This is a genomic window from Azospirillum sp. Marseille-Q6669 (genome assembly GCF_965111635.1).
In genome coordinates this window covers 211041-225784 of the sequence record NZ_CBCOOP010000003.1, presented here as the reverse complement: position 1 = coordinate 225784, position 14744 = coordinate 211041, and the positions used below count along the sequence as shown (strand labels likewise).

12 protein-coding genes are annotated in these 14744 nt (G+C 67.6%); 5 read left to right on the top strand and 7 right to left on the bottom strand.

Annotated elements, in window-relative coordinates; all coding sequences use genetic code 11:
- Positions 1–14: 14 nt before the first annotated feature.
- The 3 genes from mepA to ACWPXE_RS18425 all read right to left on the bottom strand — a co-directional run bounded on the left by mepA (position 15) and on the right by ACWPXE_RS18425 (position 2783).
- Entirely contained in the window at positions 15–749 is a 735-nt protein-coding gene (gene mepA, locus ACWPXE_RS18435; RefSeq protein WP_454018940.1) for a penicillin-insensitive murein endopeptidase, read from the bottom strand.
- 314 nt (positions 750–1063) lie between these two features.
- On the bottom strand, positions 1064–1912 hold the full coding sequence (locus tag ACWPXE_RS18430) for a sugar phosphate isomerase/epimerase family protein (protein ID WP_454018939.1): 849 nt from the start codon (positions 1910–1912) through the stop codon (positions 1064–1066).
- Between the two features lie 175 nt (positions 1913–2087).
- A complete protein-coding gene (locus tag ACWPXE_RS18425; protein WP_454018938.1) occupies positions 2088–2783 on the bottom strand; it encodes a GntR family transcriptional regulator in 696 nt (231 codons plus the stop codon).
- Positions 2784–3264: 481 nt separating this feature from the next.
- Here ACWPXE_RS18425 and ACWPXE_RS18420 point away from each other — a divergent pair, with 481 nt between their 5' ends.
- From ACWPXE_RS18420 to ACWPXE_RS18400, 5 genes are all read left to right on the top strand, one after another.
- Positions 3265–4254, top strand: coding sequence for a C4-dicarboxylate TRAP transporter substrate-binding protein (locus ACWPXE_RS18420; RefSeq protein WP_454018937.1), 990 nt, complete (start codon positions 3265–3267; stop codon positions 4252–4254).
- A 28-nt stretch (positions 4255–4282) separates the two neighbouring features.
- Complete coding sequence (locus ACWPXE_RS18415) at positions 4283–4786, top strand: TRAP transporter small permease (RefSeq protein ID WP_237904134.1); 504 nt, start codon at positions 4283–4285, stop codon at positions 4784–4786.
- Positions 4787–4788: 2 nt separating this feature from the next.
- On the top strand, positions 4789–6069 hold the full coding sequence (locus ACWPXE_RS18410) for a TRAP transporter large permease (RefSeq protein ID WP_454018936.1): 1281 nt from the start codon (positions 4789–4791) through the stop codon (positions 6067–6069).
- 115 nt (positions 6070–6184) lie between these two features.
- Positions 6185–6928 carry an SDR family oxidoreductase gene (locus tag ACWPXE_RS18405; protein ID WP_174450175.1) on the top strand — a complete coding sequence of 248 codons (744 nt, stop codon included), beginning with the start codon at positions 6185–6187 and terminating at the stop codon, positions 6926–6928.
- Positions 6925–8010, top strand: a complete 1086-nt coding sequence (locus ACWPXE_RS18400) for an Ldh family oxidoreductase (protein ID WP_454018935.1) — start codon at positions 6925–6927, stop codon at positions 8008–8010. Before ACWPXE_RS18405 ends, ACWPXE_RS18400 begins: the two co-directional genes overlap by 4 nt.
- A 92-nt stretch (positions 8011–8102) precedes the next feature.
- On the opposite strand, the gene ACWPXE_RS18395 is transcribed toward ACWPXE_RS18400, so the two are convergent.
- The 4 genes from ACWPXE_RS18395 to ACWPXE_RS18380 all read right to left on the bottom strand — a co-directional run bounded on the left by ACWPXE_RS18395 (position 8103) and on the right by ACWPXE_RS18380 (position 14740).
- Positions 8103–9230: an AI-2E family transporter gene (locus ACWPXE_RS18395; protein WP_454018934.1), complete on the bottom strand. Its 1128-nt coding sequence runs from the start codon at positions 9228–9230 to the stop codon at positions 8103–8105.
- A gap of 139 nt (positions 9231–9369) precedes the next feature.
- Positions 9370–12495 (bottom strand): efflux RND transporter permease subunit, encoded by a 3126-nt coding sequence (locus tag ACWPXE_RS18390; protein ID WP_454018933.1) that lies wholly within the window; start codon positions 12493–12495, stop codon positions 9370–9372.
- The gene (locus ACWPXE_RS18385; protein WP_454018932.1) at positions 12492–13646 is read right to left on the bottom strand and encodes an efflux RND transporter periplasmic adaptor subunit; all 1155 of its coding nucleotides are present in this window, start codon (positions 13644–13646) and stop codon (positions 12492–12494) included. The genes ACWPXE_RS18390 and ACWPXE_RS18385 overlap by 4 nt, the downstream gene beginning before the upstream one ends.
- Positions 13643–14740 carry an efflux RND transporter periplasmic adaptor subunit gene (locus tag ACWPXE_RS18380; RefSeq protein ID WP_454018931.1) on the bottom strand — a complete coding sequence of 366 codons (1098 nt, stop codon included), beginning with the start codon at positions 14738–14740 and terminating at the stop codon, positions 13643–13645. Before ACWPXE_RS18380 ends, ACWPXE_RS18385 begins: the two co-directional genes overlap by 4 nt.
- Between the last annotated feature and the right edge of the window lie 4 nt (positions 14741–14744).

The following is a 14744-nucleotide window of genomic DNA, read 5'->3' as shown; positions in this document are numbered from 1 at the left end:
TTGTCGGCAGAGGCTCAATACCCCGCCAGCACCTCCAGACAGGCAGCCGGTGGCTCGGGGATGGCTTTGGGTGGCCGGGGCACCGGCGCTTCCTTCGGCGGCTCGAACCAGCTCAGAAGCTCCTGGCCGCAGCCGTCGCCCGGCGGAATGGGGGCTTGCGGGACGCAGGCCGTCGATCCGGCCGGGCAGTTCATCCGCACGTGGAAGTGCGAGTCGTGCCCACCCCACGGGCGCACGGCGTTCAGCCAGGAGCGGTTGCCCTGCTCGCTCTGGCACAGCGCCAGCTTGATCGCCGGGTTCACGAACACCCGCGCGACCTTCGGGCTCGTCGCCGCCAGTTGCAGAAGGCGGGCCTGACGGGGACCGAAGCGCTCCGGCAGAACGCGCTGCGTCTGCCGGTTCACCATGGTCGGGAAGTCTGTCCGCTCCCGCGCGTCACGCGCGAGCGGCGGCTGGTCGAGATCGAACCACACGTCGACGTCGAGACCGATCTGGTGACTGGCGTGTCCGCTTTCCATGCGGCCGCCATAAAGCTTGGAGATGTCGCCGATGGCCAGCCGCCCGAGCCGCTCGGCCTGCGCCCGGCGGGCAAGGTCCTGAACGAACGCAATGGTGTCGGGGTGGCCGTGGTTCCGGTTCCGCGACAGGTTGACCGCCTGATAGCCGAGGCCCTCGGGAGGCAGCGTCTGCGCACCGCGAATGCAGCCGTTGGCGTAGCTGCCGATCGGCTGTGCCGAAAGGGACGGCATCGGCGGCTGCAAGGCCACCGTGCTTAGGTCCATCGGCACGGTGCCGGAAACCGGGGACGACGATCGGGGGGCCGCATCGGCCGCCATCGCGTCGCCGGTGAACCAAACCCCGCAAAGGATCGTCAGCGCAGCGAAAGACCATCGTCGAGCCATGACCGGCCTGAAACCTCTCATCTTTGAGCCGACCCGACATTAGCATGGGGCTTGTGGTCTGGGCGTGCATTGCGTGGGAGGTCGGGGTCTCATCACCAAAGCCGCCCGGCGCACACCCGCGAACCGTTGGACGGGGGGTGCGCCGGCAGCGGCGGGTGTCGTCAGAGGCCGTGTTGATCGAGCAGCAGTTGCCCGTCGCGCGCCACGTCGTCGCCATGGTCGAACAGGTTGCGCCAGGACGCGACGCCCGCGGTGATGTCCGGGTGCGACACGGCGGAGGAGAAGGCTTCGACGCCGATCAGTCCCTGATAGTTGGCCGCCTTCAAGCGGCGCAGCATCGGGGCGAAGTCGATGGACCCCTCCGTCAGGCGGCCACGATGGTTCTGGTCGATCTCGAAATAGCCGAGATGGGGCATCGCCAGCTCAAGCGCGCCCAGCAGGTCGTTCTCCTCGATGTTCATGTGGAAGGTGTCGAGATGGATGCGGACGTTGTCGGCGCCGATCAGCTTGAGCATCCGGACGGCCTGCTCCGCCGTGTTGATCAGGTTGCTCTCGTACCGGTTGACCACTTCGAGCGCCAGCAGCATCCCGTAGGACGCGGCCCGTTCGGCGACGATCCGCAACCCGTCCGCCGCCGCCTGGAAGTTGGCGTCGCTCGGCACCCTCGACGCCTTGCCGAAGGCGCTGTAGAGGATGCCGCCCATGCGATCCGCGCCCATGTCGCGCGCCAGGGCGAGCGCCGCGCAATGCCGCTCGACCCCGCGGCGGTGCACCTCCGGGTCGGTGCTCGAAATGTCGTTGTCGACCTGAAGCGGCGAGGTCGCCACGGGGCGCACCCCCGCCCGCTCGCAGAGCGCGGCGATGGCCGCCGGTTCGATGCTGTCATGGTCGCGGATCGGCACCACCAGCTGGCCATAGCCGAAGGCCGCGGCCCGTTCGGCCGCGTAGGCACCGTCCTTGGTGGACCATTTCGGAATCCAGGTGTAGCTGTGGATCGACCGTCTGTTCATCTCGTTTCCTCCTGTTTGCGCCCGCGTGCGGGGCCGTTGGTCTTGCCGCCGGTTCGCAAAGGGCAAGCGGCCCCCTTCCCCGCCGGCGGTCCAACCGGCCTGGGTCTGCGTCCGTCAGTGATGCCCGGATAAACCGTCCGGCGGTGGAGCCCCCCGGCGGGGTCCCGGACGGGGTCTATTCGAAGAGAATGTCGTGACGCTTGAGGATGTCGTCGCGCATCGCCTCGATCATCTTCAAATGGGCCAGCAGGAGTGACTGGGTTCCCGCGACGTCGTTCGCCATGATCGAGCGCATCAGCTTGACGTGGTCGGCGATCGCATCGTCCTCATGATGGGCCTCCTGAAGCTCGAGGAAGCGCACCCGTGTCAGATGCGTCCTCACGTCGCTCAGCATCTCCAGCAGCATGACGTTTCCCAGAACCCCGATGACGGTGTCGTGGAACGCCACGTCCAGTTCGGTGAAACCGACATAGTCCTTCTCCCGCACGACCTGTCTCTGCTGCTCGATCAGCGACAGCGCCTTGCTTTGCGCCGCGCTGTGATCGGCGGTCTTGTTCCAGATGCGCGCCACCTCGCCGAACGCCGACACCTCCAGCGCCTCCCGGATGAACTGGGCCTCCTTCACCTTGGCCACGGACAGGTGGGACACCTGCGCCCCGCGCTGCGGCAGGATGCTCAGCAGCCCTTCGTTCGCCAGCCGGGAAAAAGCCTGACGCACCGGTGTCCGGCTGACGCCGTATTCGTCGGCGACAGCGTTCTCGTAGATCATCGAGCCGGGCTGGAACGACAGCGAAATGATCCTCTTCCGCAGTTCCCTGTAGATCACGCTGTCCAGCGTGTTGCGTTCCAACACCAGCCGTTCGTTCTTCACCGTGTTCCCCCAGCCTCCGTGCAAGCGGACATCGCCCTTTCCGAGCCCAGAATCGCGATTATCGCCGGAGCGGATGAACCCACGCAAGGTCGCAGCGCCGCTGAACACAGTCCGGAACGCGGGCGGAACCGGACCGATGACTGATACAGCCGGACGAACACTTTGACATTACTGGTTGCACCTCCCATCCGTCACGCCGCTCTTGCCCGGCGGAATCCCGCCCGACCGTGCGTTCGATTGGACACCAATCAAAACGCCTTATGGATGATCCGTAGCACCTTGCATCCTTGGATACAAGTGTGCAAGATAACCGAACGTTGCACTGGCCGAGCCGTTCGCCGTCCGTGCATGGCCTGCCCGTTCCCCGTGGACGGTCAGTAAACGAACGAACCAAGGGCAGTCTCAGGCTCCATGCTCAAAGCAACGAGCGCTCTTTGTCTCCGAACTCATAAGAAATTCTAGGGAGTAGGAAGTGACCAACATGTCCAAGCGCCTTGGCGCTCTTCTCGGAGCCACCGCACTGACGCTGATCGCGGGCATGGGAATGGCCCAGGCCCAGACGCAGAAGCACATCCTGCGCATGAACCATGTCCATAGCCCGGTCGAGGCCTATCATTCGGCGTTCCAGGAATGGGCCAAGCGCGTCGAGGAGCGGACCAACGGCGGCCTGAAGATCGAGGTCTTCCACAGCGCCCAGCTCGGCAACGAAGAGGACATCATCGAGCAGATCCGCCAGGGCGCCAACATCGGCCAGAACACCGACGCGGCGCGCCTCGGCAACTACGTCCGCGAGATCGCGGTCCTGAACGGCCCGTACTTCGTCGAGACGCTCGACGAGGCCTTTGCGCTGTCGAAGCTCGACATCGTCAAGAAGTGGAAGACGGAGCTGGCGGACAAGCACGGCCTCCAGGTCGTCTGCTTCGACTTCGTGCAGGGCAAGCGCCATGTCTTCGCCAACAAGCCGGTGCGCAATCCGGGTGACTTGTCCGGGCTGCGAATCCGCACCCCGCCCGCCCCGATCTGGCAGGAATCGGTGCGCGCCATCGGCGCGGCCCCGACGGCGATGAGCTTCGGCGACATCTACCCCGGCCTTCAGCAGCGGGCCGTCGACGGTGCGGAACTGACCTACGCCAACATCCGTCCGGGCAATCTCCAGGAGGTCGTCCGGAACGTCAGCGAGACCGGTCACATCCTGCTGATCAACTTCGAGGTCGTCAGCTCCGCCTGGTTCAAGAAGCTGCCCGCCGACTACCAGACCGCGCTGGTCGAGGAATGCAGCGCCGCCGGCCAGAAGGTGTCGAAGGTGCTCGCCGACGCCGCCGAAGGTGAGAAGGCCGCGCTGGTCAAGGGCGGAATGAAGGTGACCGACAACGTCGATCTGGAGGCCTTCCGCAAGGCCGGCGACGCTGCGTACCAGAAGCTCGGCCTCACCGAGGTGCGCGCGGCCGTCTACAAGGAATTGGGACGCTAAGTCATCCGAAGCCGGCGAGGCCTGCCTTATGAAGACTCTCTACGACTATGTGTTGAAGCTGGAGGCGATCCTCGCCGGCTTGTTCCTGATGCTGATGGTGGGGTTGCTTCTGCTGGGCGGCGTGGCGCGGATGATGCAGCACCCGCTCAACTGGACCATCGATCTGGCGACCTGCTTCTTCGCCTGGGCGGTGTTCCTGTGCGCCGACATCGCCTGGCGCAAGGACATGCTGATGTCCCTCGATCTGGTGACCGCGAAGCTGTCCGAGCGGTACCAGCGGACCCTGCTGTTCGTGAACTACGCGGCGATCGCGCTGTTCCTCTGCTACGCCGTCTACGGCGGAATCCTGCTCGCCTGGACCAGCCGGTCCCGGACCTTCAACGGCATTCCCGGCGTCAGCTATTCCTGGGTCACCTCCAGCATCGCCGTCGGGGCGGCCCTCATGCTCATCACCACGATTCTCAAGATACGGGCCCTGATGCGGTCCGACGGCGTTCCGTGCGCCGCTGCCGCCAGCGGGGAGACCGCCTGACCATGCTGCTCGTCGTTCTGGCCTTCGCGGTCTTCCTTCTCATCGGCATGCCGGTCGCCTTCGCGATCGGCATCTCGGGGGTGCTGTTCTTCCTGCAGCACCCGGAACTGCCCTTCACCATCCCGCTCCAGGTGACGGTGTCCCAGACCCAGAATTTCGCCCTGCTCGCCGTTCCCCTGTTCATCATGGCGGGCAACTACATGAACCGGTCGGGCATCACCGAAAGCCTGCTGAATCTGGCGTCGGTGGCCACCGGACACTTCAAGGGCGGCCTCGCCCAGATTTCGATCGTCCTGTCGGCGCTGATGGGCGGCGTGTCGGGATCGGCCATCGCGGACGCGGCGATGCAATCGCGCATCCTCGGCGAGGAGATGACGAAAAGGGGCATGTCGCGCGGCTTCACCGCCGGCGTGATCTCCTTCACCTCGCTTCTCACCCCGCTGATCCCGCCGGGCATCGGCATGATCCTGTACGGGACCATCGGCCAGGTGTCGATCGGGCGGATGTTCGCGGCGGGCTTCGCCCCGGCGCTTCTGCTCGGCATCGCCATGAGCATCGCCGTCTGGTACACCTCCAACAAGCGCGGATACCCTCCCGAGCGGGCGAAACGGGCGTCCCTGTCGGAGGTCGGCAGCGCCCTGAGGGGCGGTGTCTGGGCTCTGCTGTTCCCGGTCATCCTGCTCGTCGGATTGCGCATGGGCATCTTCACGCCCTCGGAGATCGGCGCCTTCGCGGTGCTGTACGCGCTGTTCATCGGCTTCGCCATCTACCGCCGGCTCAAGGCGAAGAGTTTCATCGAGGCGCTTGAGGTCAGTCTCGCCGACGTCGGCTCCGCGATGTTCCTGATCAGCCTGTCGGCGATCTTCAGCTACGGCATCGTCTTCGAGCGAATCCCGGAAGTCATCGCGTCGTCCCTGACCAGCCTCACCGACAACGTCCAGCTGGTGATGGTGCTGATCGTCCTCCTGGTCCTGGTGGCGGGCCTGTTCATCGACGCGACGGTGATCATCATCATGATGACCCCGATCTTCCTGCCCGCGGTGCGGGCGATGGGCGGCGATCCGGTGCATTTCGGCATCGTCTTCATCGTTGCGGCGACCATCGGCAACTTCACGCCTCCGGTCGGGGCGGCAATGTTCACCGTCTGCTCGATCCTGAGGGTGTCGGTGGGCGCCTATGTGCGGGAGTCCCTGCCCCTGATGATCGCCATCGGGCTGACGACCCTGCTTCTGATCTTCGTGCCCGAGTTCATCCTCCTGATCCCGAACCTGCTCTTCGGATGATGACGGCACGCCGGGAGGGCGGCGGAGACGACGCACTCCCGGCCCCTGGGCACATCGAATCCCTGCGTCCAACCCGGCGTCCGCTGCGGCGCCGACTGGTGGAGTTCCAAACACGATGACCGGCAGACTAGACGGAAAACGCGCGCTGGTGACCGGCGCGGGACAGGGCATGGGACGGGCCATCGCGCTCGCCTTCGCCCGGGAGGGGGCCAGCGTCGTCGCGGCCAGCCGCACGCTGTCCAAGATGGAGGATCTGCCCCGCATCGATTCCAAAATCACCCCCGTCGCTCTCGACGTGACCGATCCGGCGGCGGTGCGGCGCGTCGTCGCCGAGGCCGGGCCGCTCGACATCCTCGTCAACAACGCTGGCTGGGTGCACAACGGCACCATCCTTGACTGCAGCGACGAGGATTGGGCGCGCAGCCTGGACCAGAACGTCACCTCGATGTTCCACACCATCCGGGCGGCGCTTCCCGGCATGATCGAACGGCGCCGAGGCTCCATCGTGAACGTCGCCTCGGTGGCGTCGAGCCTGACCGGCGTCGCCAACCGCACCGCCTACGGGACCAGCAAGGCGGCGGTGATCGGCCTGACCAAGGCCGTGGCCCGCGACTTCATCGGCGCCGGCGTCCGCTGCAACGCGCTGTGCCCCGGCACCACCCACTCGCCGTCGCTGGAGGAACGCATCCAGTCGAGCGCCGACCCGGAGGGCATGCGGGCGCAGTTCATCGCGCGCCAGCCGATGGGCCGCCTGGGCACCGTCGAGGAGATGGCCGCCGCCGCGGTGTATCTGGCCAGCGACGAGTCCGGCTTCATGACGGGCAGCCTGCTCGTCGCCGACGGGGGGCAGACGCTGTGACCGGACCGGCTCACCCGACCGCCCGCTATGGCGCGGATGCCCTGGACTCCTTCTGCCGCGCGGTGTTCCTGGCCGCGGGAGCGGACGAGGCGACGGCGGATGCGGCCACCCGGGCGATGATGCACGGCTCCCGGCTGGGGGTCGACAGCCACGGTGTGCGGCTGCTCGGGCACTATGTGGCCACCATGACCCACGGACGGGTGAACCCGCGCCCCGCCCCGCGCATCCTGTCGGAATTCGGCGCCGTCGCCACGCTGGACGCCGACGACGCCCACGGCGCGCTCGGCGCCTATCGCGCCCAGGAGAAGGCGGTCGAGCTGGCCGGCCGGTTCGGCATCGGCGCGGTCGCCATCCGCAACAACTCCCATTTCGGCCCGGCCGGCGCGTTCGCGCTCGCCGCGGCGGAGGCGGGCTGCATCGGCATGGCCGTCTGCAACTCCGACAGCTTCATGCGGCTGCACGACGGCGCCGAACGCTTCCACGGCACCAACCCGATCGCCATCGCCGTTCCGGTGAAGGACGGCGATCCGTGGCTGTTCGACATGGCCACCAGCGCCATCCCCTACAACCGCGTCCAGCTCTACCGCAGCCTCGGGCTCGCGCTTCCCGAAGCCACCGCGTCGGACCCCGAGGGGCGCAACACCACCGATCCCGAACGAGCCGAGATGCTGGCGCCGCTGGGCGGCGAGTTCGGCTTCAAGGGGGCCGGGTTGGCGGGATTCGTGGAAATCCTCAGCGCCGTCCTGACCGGCATGAAGCTGAGCTTCGAGATCCTGCCGATGCCCGGACCGGACCTGAGCACGCCGCGCGGCATGGGCGCCTTCGTGATGGCGATCCGTCCGGAGGCCTTCCTGCCGCAGGAGAGCTTCCAGGACAACATGGCGCGCTATCTGGCCGCCCTGCGCGGGTCCCAGGCCGTACCGGGCCGAACGGTCATGGCGCCCGGCGACCGCGAATGGGCCGAGGCCGAGCGCCGCAGGACGCTTGGCATTCCCATCGACCAGACGACCGTCGACAGCTTCAACCAACTCGCCCATGCCTATGGCATTCCCGCTCCGGCCCCGGCGGCCTCACCCGCATAAGGCCGGGTGGAATGAAGAAGGTGGCGCCGGAGGCGATCCGGGGCTGACGGTGTCGTGGTTGGTCGCCGGGCACGGCGTCCACCGGTCCCCGATCAAGGCACGGAGGAAGCGTCGCCCGGCTCGTTTCCTCCGCTCCATTCCCGGATGAGGCCGTACGCCACGGCGAGCAGCGTCGGGCCGAGAAAGATGCCGATCAGGCCGAAAGCGATGAGACCGCCGACGATGCCCAGGAAAATGATGATGAAGGGAAGATCGCTGCTTCGACCGATCAGGATCGGGCGCAGGATGTTGTCGAGGCTGCCGACCAGCAGGCCGACCCAGGCCACCAGGAAGATTGCCATGCCGGTGCGGCCCTGGCTGGCCAGCCAGATCGCGGCGGGCAACCAGATCAGCGCCGGCCCCATCGGCACCAGCGTCAGGAAGAAGGTGACGAAGCCGAGGAACAGGGCGCCGGGAAGCCCCACGATCCAATAGCCCACGGTGGCGGCGATGGCCTGAACCAGCGCGGTGCCGAGCACGCCATGGACGACCCCGTTGATCGTTTCGGCGGCGACGTCGAGGGATTGCCGCGCGCGGTCGCCGGCGATCCGCCCCACGATGCTGCGCAGCCGGCGCACGGCGGTGCGACCGTCCCGATAGAGGAAGAAGGCGATCAGGACGCTCAGCGCGATCAGCGACGTCCCTGAGAGAAGATGCCCTCCGCTCGCCAGCACCCCGTCGCGGATCCGGCCGAGATAGGGTTGGAGCGTCGTGCGCAGATTGGACTCGCCGCTCGCCAGCACGCTCCAGACCTCCTGTAGCCGGTCCCCTAGAATCGGAATGCCGGCCAGCCAGTCCGGCAAAGGTGGAACCCCCCGGTCCATGGCCGCGTGAAGCGTCTCGAAGACCTGGAAAACACTCTCCGACAGCTTCATTCCAAGCGCGACGAGAGGCACGACGAGAACCGCCATGATCGCCAGCGTCATGATCGCCGCCGCCAGCGTCGTGCGGCCGCCGAGCGCGCGCTCGATGCGCCGATGCAGCGGCCAAGTGCTGAAGGACAGGATGACGGCCCACAGGATCGCCGCGATGAAGGGGCGCAACACGACGAAGCAGCCAATCAGCAGGACCAGCATCATGGACAGGACGAGCGCCTTGCGGACGTAGCTCATCTCGTGCCGCTCCGGGACCTCCGAGGCGTCGGCGTGCGGCATGAACCGGTCGTGAATGAAGTCCGCCATGGCTTCTGTCCCTTTCAGCGTGCAATGGTCCGAGCACCGCCGGTCTTGCGGAAATTCATCGGGTGGGAATTCGACTCCCGCACACGCATGATATCGAGCCGGACACGGCGGCAGGATTGGCGGCAGGATCGGCGGGTGGTCACACGCCGCTCGTCACCCCCTTGGTGGGCGCCGCGCCCGGCGGGTGCATGGCGCCGTCGTACCTCGGCTTGGCGCGCTCCTCCGCCGCCGGTTCCCGGATCCGGAACCAGGCGACGTAGAGCGCCGGCAGGAAGAGCAGCGTCAGCAGGGTCGCCACGATCAGGCCGCCGATGATCGCGTAGGCCATGGGACCCCAGAACACCTCCGGCGCGATGGGGATCATGCCCAGGCTGGCCGCCGCCGCCGTCAGCAGGATCGGCCGCACCCGGTGCATGGTGGCGTTGATGACGGCGTCCCAGGGATGCTCCCCGGCCTCCAGATGCTCGTCGATCTGGGCAATCATGATGACCGAGTTGCGGACGATCATGCCGATCAGCGCGACCACGCCCAGAATGGCGACGAAGCCCAGCGGCGTGCCGGTCGGCAGCAGCGCCGCGACGACGCCGATCAGGCCGAGCGGCGCCACGCTGATGACCAGGAACAGCTTCTGGAAGCTTTGCAGCTGGATCATGAGGATGGTCAGCATGACGAAGACCATGATCGGGAAGACGGCGGTGATCGAGGCCATGCCCTTGGCGCTGTTCTCCACCGTGCCGCCCGCTTCGACGGTGTAGCCGGGCGGCAGGCTGCGCCGCAGCTCGTCCACCGCCGGGGCAAGCTGCTGCACCACCGTCGCGGCCTGCAACGGGGGGACCAGATCGGCCTGGACGGTGATGGTCGGCAGGCGCGTCCGCCGCCAGACCACCGGCTGCTCCAGGCCGTAGCGCATGGTCGCGACCTCGCCCAGCGGCACGGTGCGGCCGTCCGGAATGGCGATCTGAAGGTTGCGCAGCGTCTCGATGGAGCTGCGCTCCGCGTTGGTCGCCTGGGCGACCACGTCGATCAGGTAGATATCGTCGCGCACCTGCGTGAAGGCGGCGCCCGATACCGTGGCGTTCAGCGCCTGGTTGAGCGACTTGGAGCTGATCCCCAGCAAGCGGGCCTTGTCCTGGTCCACATCGACCCGCACCACCTTCGACGGCTCGTTCCAGTCGTAGTTGACCAGCAGCGTGTAGGGGTTGGTGCCGATGGTGTCGGCCATCCGGGCGGCGATGGCCCGCACCTCGCCCACGTCCGGTCCGGAGACGCGGTACTGGATCGGCCAGCCGACCGGCGGCCCCATCTCCAGCGGGCTGACCCGCGTGTTCAGATCGGAGAAGTTCTCGTTCAGCACCTTCTCCAGCCGGGCGCGGACGGCCTCGCGAACCTTGTAGCCCTTGGTCACCACCACGGCCTGCGCGAAGTAATCGTTGGCCAGCTGCACGTCGAGCGGCAGGTAGAAGCGCACGGCGCCCTGGCCGACGTAGAAGCTCCAGCGCTCGACATCGGGGTCGGCCGCCAGCACCTTCTCGAAGCGATCCACCACCTCCTCGGTCGACCGGATCGAGGCCGTCTGCGGCAGGGTCAGATTGACCAGAAGTTCCGGGCGGTCGGAGGCGGGGAAGAACTGCTGCTGGACGAAGCGCAGGCCGAAGACCGACAGGCCGAACAACAGCAGCGTGGCGACGATCACCAGATAGCGCGCCCGCATGGCCAGGCGCAGGCTGCCCCGGAACATCCGCATCAGGCGTCCCGGTTCGCCGCCATGCTTCGATTTCATGGTCTTGGGCAGCACGTTCACCCCGATGAGGGGCGCGAACAGGACCGCCACGATCCAGGAGAACAGCAGCGCCATCGCCACCACGGCGAACAGCGTGAAGCAGTATTCCGCCGCACCGCCCTGGGCGAAGCCGATGGGGATGAAGCCGGCCACGGTGATCAGCGTGCCGGTCAGCATGGGAAAGGCCGTGGAGGTGTAGGCGAAGGTCGCCGCCTTATCGAGGCTGAAGCCCTCCTCCAGCTTGGTGATCATCATCTCCACGGTGATCATGGCGTCGTCCACCAGCAGGCCGAGCGCGATGATCAACGCGCCCAGCGAGATGCGCTGGAGCGTGATGTCGAAGAACTCCATGCCGATGAAGGTCATGCCCAGCACCAGCGGGATGGAGGTCGCCACCACCAGCCCGGCGCGCAGGCCCAGGCTGATGAAGCTGACCACCAGGACGATGACGACGGCCTCCTTCAGCGCCTTGGTGAAGCCGGCGACCGATTCCTCGACCACCACCGACTGGTTGGCGACGAGGTGGACGCCGATGCCCACCGGCAGGTTCGCCTCGACCTGCCGCATCCGCTCGCGGATGCCCTCGCCGAAGGTCAGCACGTTGCCGCCGGCCGCCATGGAGATGATCATCCCGATGGCCGGCTGCCCGTTGTAGCGGAACAGCGGCGACGGCGGATCCGCGTAGCCGCGCCGGATGTCCGCCAGGTCGGCCAGCCGATAGAATTTGTCGTTGGCGCGCAGGCTGATGGCGCGCAGGCTGTCCTCCGACGTGAAGGCGCCGCTGACCCGGACCGAGATCTTCTCGTCGCCCGCCTGCACCACGCCGGCCGGCGCCACGGCGTTCTGGGCCTGAAGCTCGGCGATGACCTGCTCGCGGTCGATCCCCATCGCGGCCAGCTTGCGCGTCGAGAAGTCGAGGTAGATCCGCTCGTTCTGGACGCCGACGAACTGGATCTTGCCGACGTCCGGCACGCGCATCAGGTCGGCCCGCGCGGTCTCCGCGTAGTCCTTCAGCTCGCGGTAGCTGAAGCCGTCGGCGGTGAAGGCGAAGACCGTGCCGAATGTGTCGCCGAACTCGTCGTTGAAGGCCGGCCCCTGCACGCCCTGGGGCAGGGTGGCTTTCATGTCGGCGATCTTCTTGCGGACCTGATACCACAGGTCGGGCACCGCCTCGGCCGGCGTGTAGTCCTTCAAATTGACGTAGACGACCGAGATGCCGGGCTTGGTGTAGCTCTTGACGTAGTCGAGATAGGGGATCTCCTCCAGCTTCTTCTCGATCGGGTCGGTCACCAGCTTCATGGTGTCCTCGATGGTGGCGCCGGGCCAGTTGGCCTGGACCACCATGGTCTTGATCGTGAAGGCCGGGTCCTCCTCGCGACCGAGGCGCATGTAGGCCATGCCGCCCGCCAAGGTCAACGAGATGATCAGGTACCAGACGAAGGAGCGGTGGCGCAGAGCCCACTCGGAGAGATTGAAGCCGGTCATGGTGCCGCCGCCGTTTCGATTTTCTGGTTGAGCCGGACTCTCTGGCCTTCGCTCAGGCTGTGCACGCCCGCGGTGACCACGACGTCGCCGCGGGTCAGGCCCTCGGTGACGATGACCGGGCCATCGCTTTCCCTGGCCCGGATCACGACCGGCTGGCGCCGGACGGTCTGGGCCTTCGGGTCGACGACCCAGACGAAGCTCCGCCCCCCCTCCTCGAACAGCGCCGTTCCCGGCAGCTCGACCACCGGGGCGGGGGGCTGCTTCAGGCGGCCGACGACGGTCGCGCCGAGGCGCAGGGCGTCGGGCGGGTTGTCCAGCGCGATCCGGACGGTGTGGGTCCGGGTGACGGGATCGGCCTGGGGCGAGATCTCGCGGACGCGGCCCACCGCCGCGATGTCCGGTGCGCCGGCCAGCGCGACCTCGATCACCGGGTCCTTCGGCGCCGCCCGGATGCCGGTTTCGGCGACGTTGAAGACGGCTTCGCGCTCCTCCGGCTGGGCGACGCGCACCACCATCTGGCCGGCTTCGACCACCTGTCCGGGCTCGGCCCCGATGGTGGTCACCACGCCGTCCCGATCCGCCCGCAGCTCCGTGTAGCCGACCCGGTCGCGGGCCGATTGCAGCGCCGCCTGCGTCGCGACGACCTTGGCGTCGGCGGTGCGCATCGCCAGCAGCGCCGCGTCGTACTGCGCCTGGGGCGCGTTGCCGTTGGCCAGCAGTTCCCGCTTGCGGTACTCCTCGTTGCGCGCCTGCACCTGATCGGCCTGCGCGGAGGCGAGGTTCGCCTCGGCGGTCCGCAGCGCGTTGCGCTGGTCCTGGTCGTCCAGCCGCGCCAGCACGTCGCCGGCCTTGACCAGACTGCCGACATCGGCCTTGCGCTCGACCAGTTTTCCGGCGATGCGGAAGCCAAGGTCGGCGTCGGCCCGCGCCTCGATGGTTCCGGTGGCGGAGCCGCCCATCCGGAAGGTCACCGGCTCCACCGTGATCGTTCGCACCGGGCGGATCACCGGCGCCGCGTCGGCGTGATGGCCGCCCTGCGGCTGACAGGCCGCCAGCGTCGGGGCCAGGGCCAGCAGCGCGATGAGAAGCGGGTTCGTGGTTGGCTGCCGCATGCTTGGGGGCCGCATGGTTGGTCGCGCGATGCGGGTCATGCGCCGCTCCCCTGCTTGATGGTGACCTTCTGGTCCGGCCGCAGCTTCTGGACGCCGCCGACCACCACCAGATCGCCATCGCTGAGGCCGCTGGAGACGGTGACCGTGCCGGTGTCGTATTGCAGGACGGAGACGGGGCGCAGGCTCACCGTGTCGGCCGGCCGCGCCACGACCCAGACCGCCGGGTCTCCATTCTCCGTCTGGAACAGCGCCGAGGACGGCAGATTGACCACCGGGCGCGCCGGCAGCTTGGCCCGCCCGACGACGGAGGAGCCGAGCAGGAAGGCGTCGGGGGCGTTGGGCAGGGAAACCTTCACGGTGTAGGTCCGGGTCACCGGATCGACCCCCGGAGACACCTCGCGGATCGTTCCCTCGGTGACGGTCTTCGCATCATTGACGAGCCGCACCTCGACCGTCGGCAGGCCCTCCCGTCCTTCCAGCCGGATGCTGGCGCCCGGCACCTGGAAGACCGCTTCCCGCTCTCCCGGATCGGCCAGCCGCAACACCGTCTGGCCGACGGCGACCACTTGGCCGGGCTCCGCCATCTTCGCCGTGATGACCCCGTCGCGGTCGGCCCGCAGTTCGGTGTAGGACAGCGTGTCGCGGGCCGAGCCCAGCTGTGCCTGGGCGGAGTTCAGCTCGGCCTGCGCCTGCTGGTAGCGCTTCTGGGCGTTGTCGTACTGGACCCGGGTGGTGAAGCCGTTGGCGAGCAGGGAGCGCTGGCGCTCCTCCTGCGTCCGGCTCTGCTCGACGGCGGCCTGCGCCGCCGCCACGTCGGATTCGGCTGACTTCACGGCGTTGGTCTGGTCCTGGTTGTCCAGCCGCGCCAGCAGTTGGCCGGACGTGACCGTCTGCCCCACATCCACCAGCCGCTCGACCACCTTGCCGCCGACGCGGAAGCCGAGGTTGCTCTCGTGGCGGGCCTGTATTTCGCCGGTCAGCGCGGCGGTGCGGTCGAACTGGCTCACCTGCACCGGCAGCGCGCGGATCAGCGTCGCCTCGGCCGGTGGCGGTGCCGGCTGCTCGCAGCCGAGAAGCAGGAGGCCGGCGACGATCGCCGATCTGGATGACCCAAAGCCGGATAACCAGGACATGGTG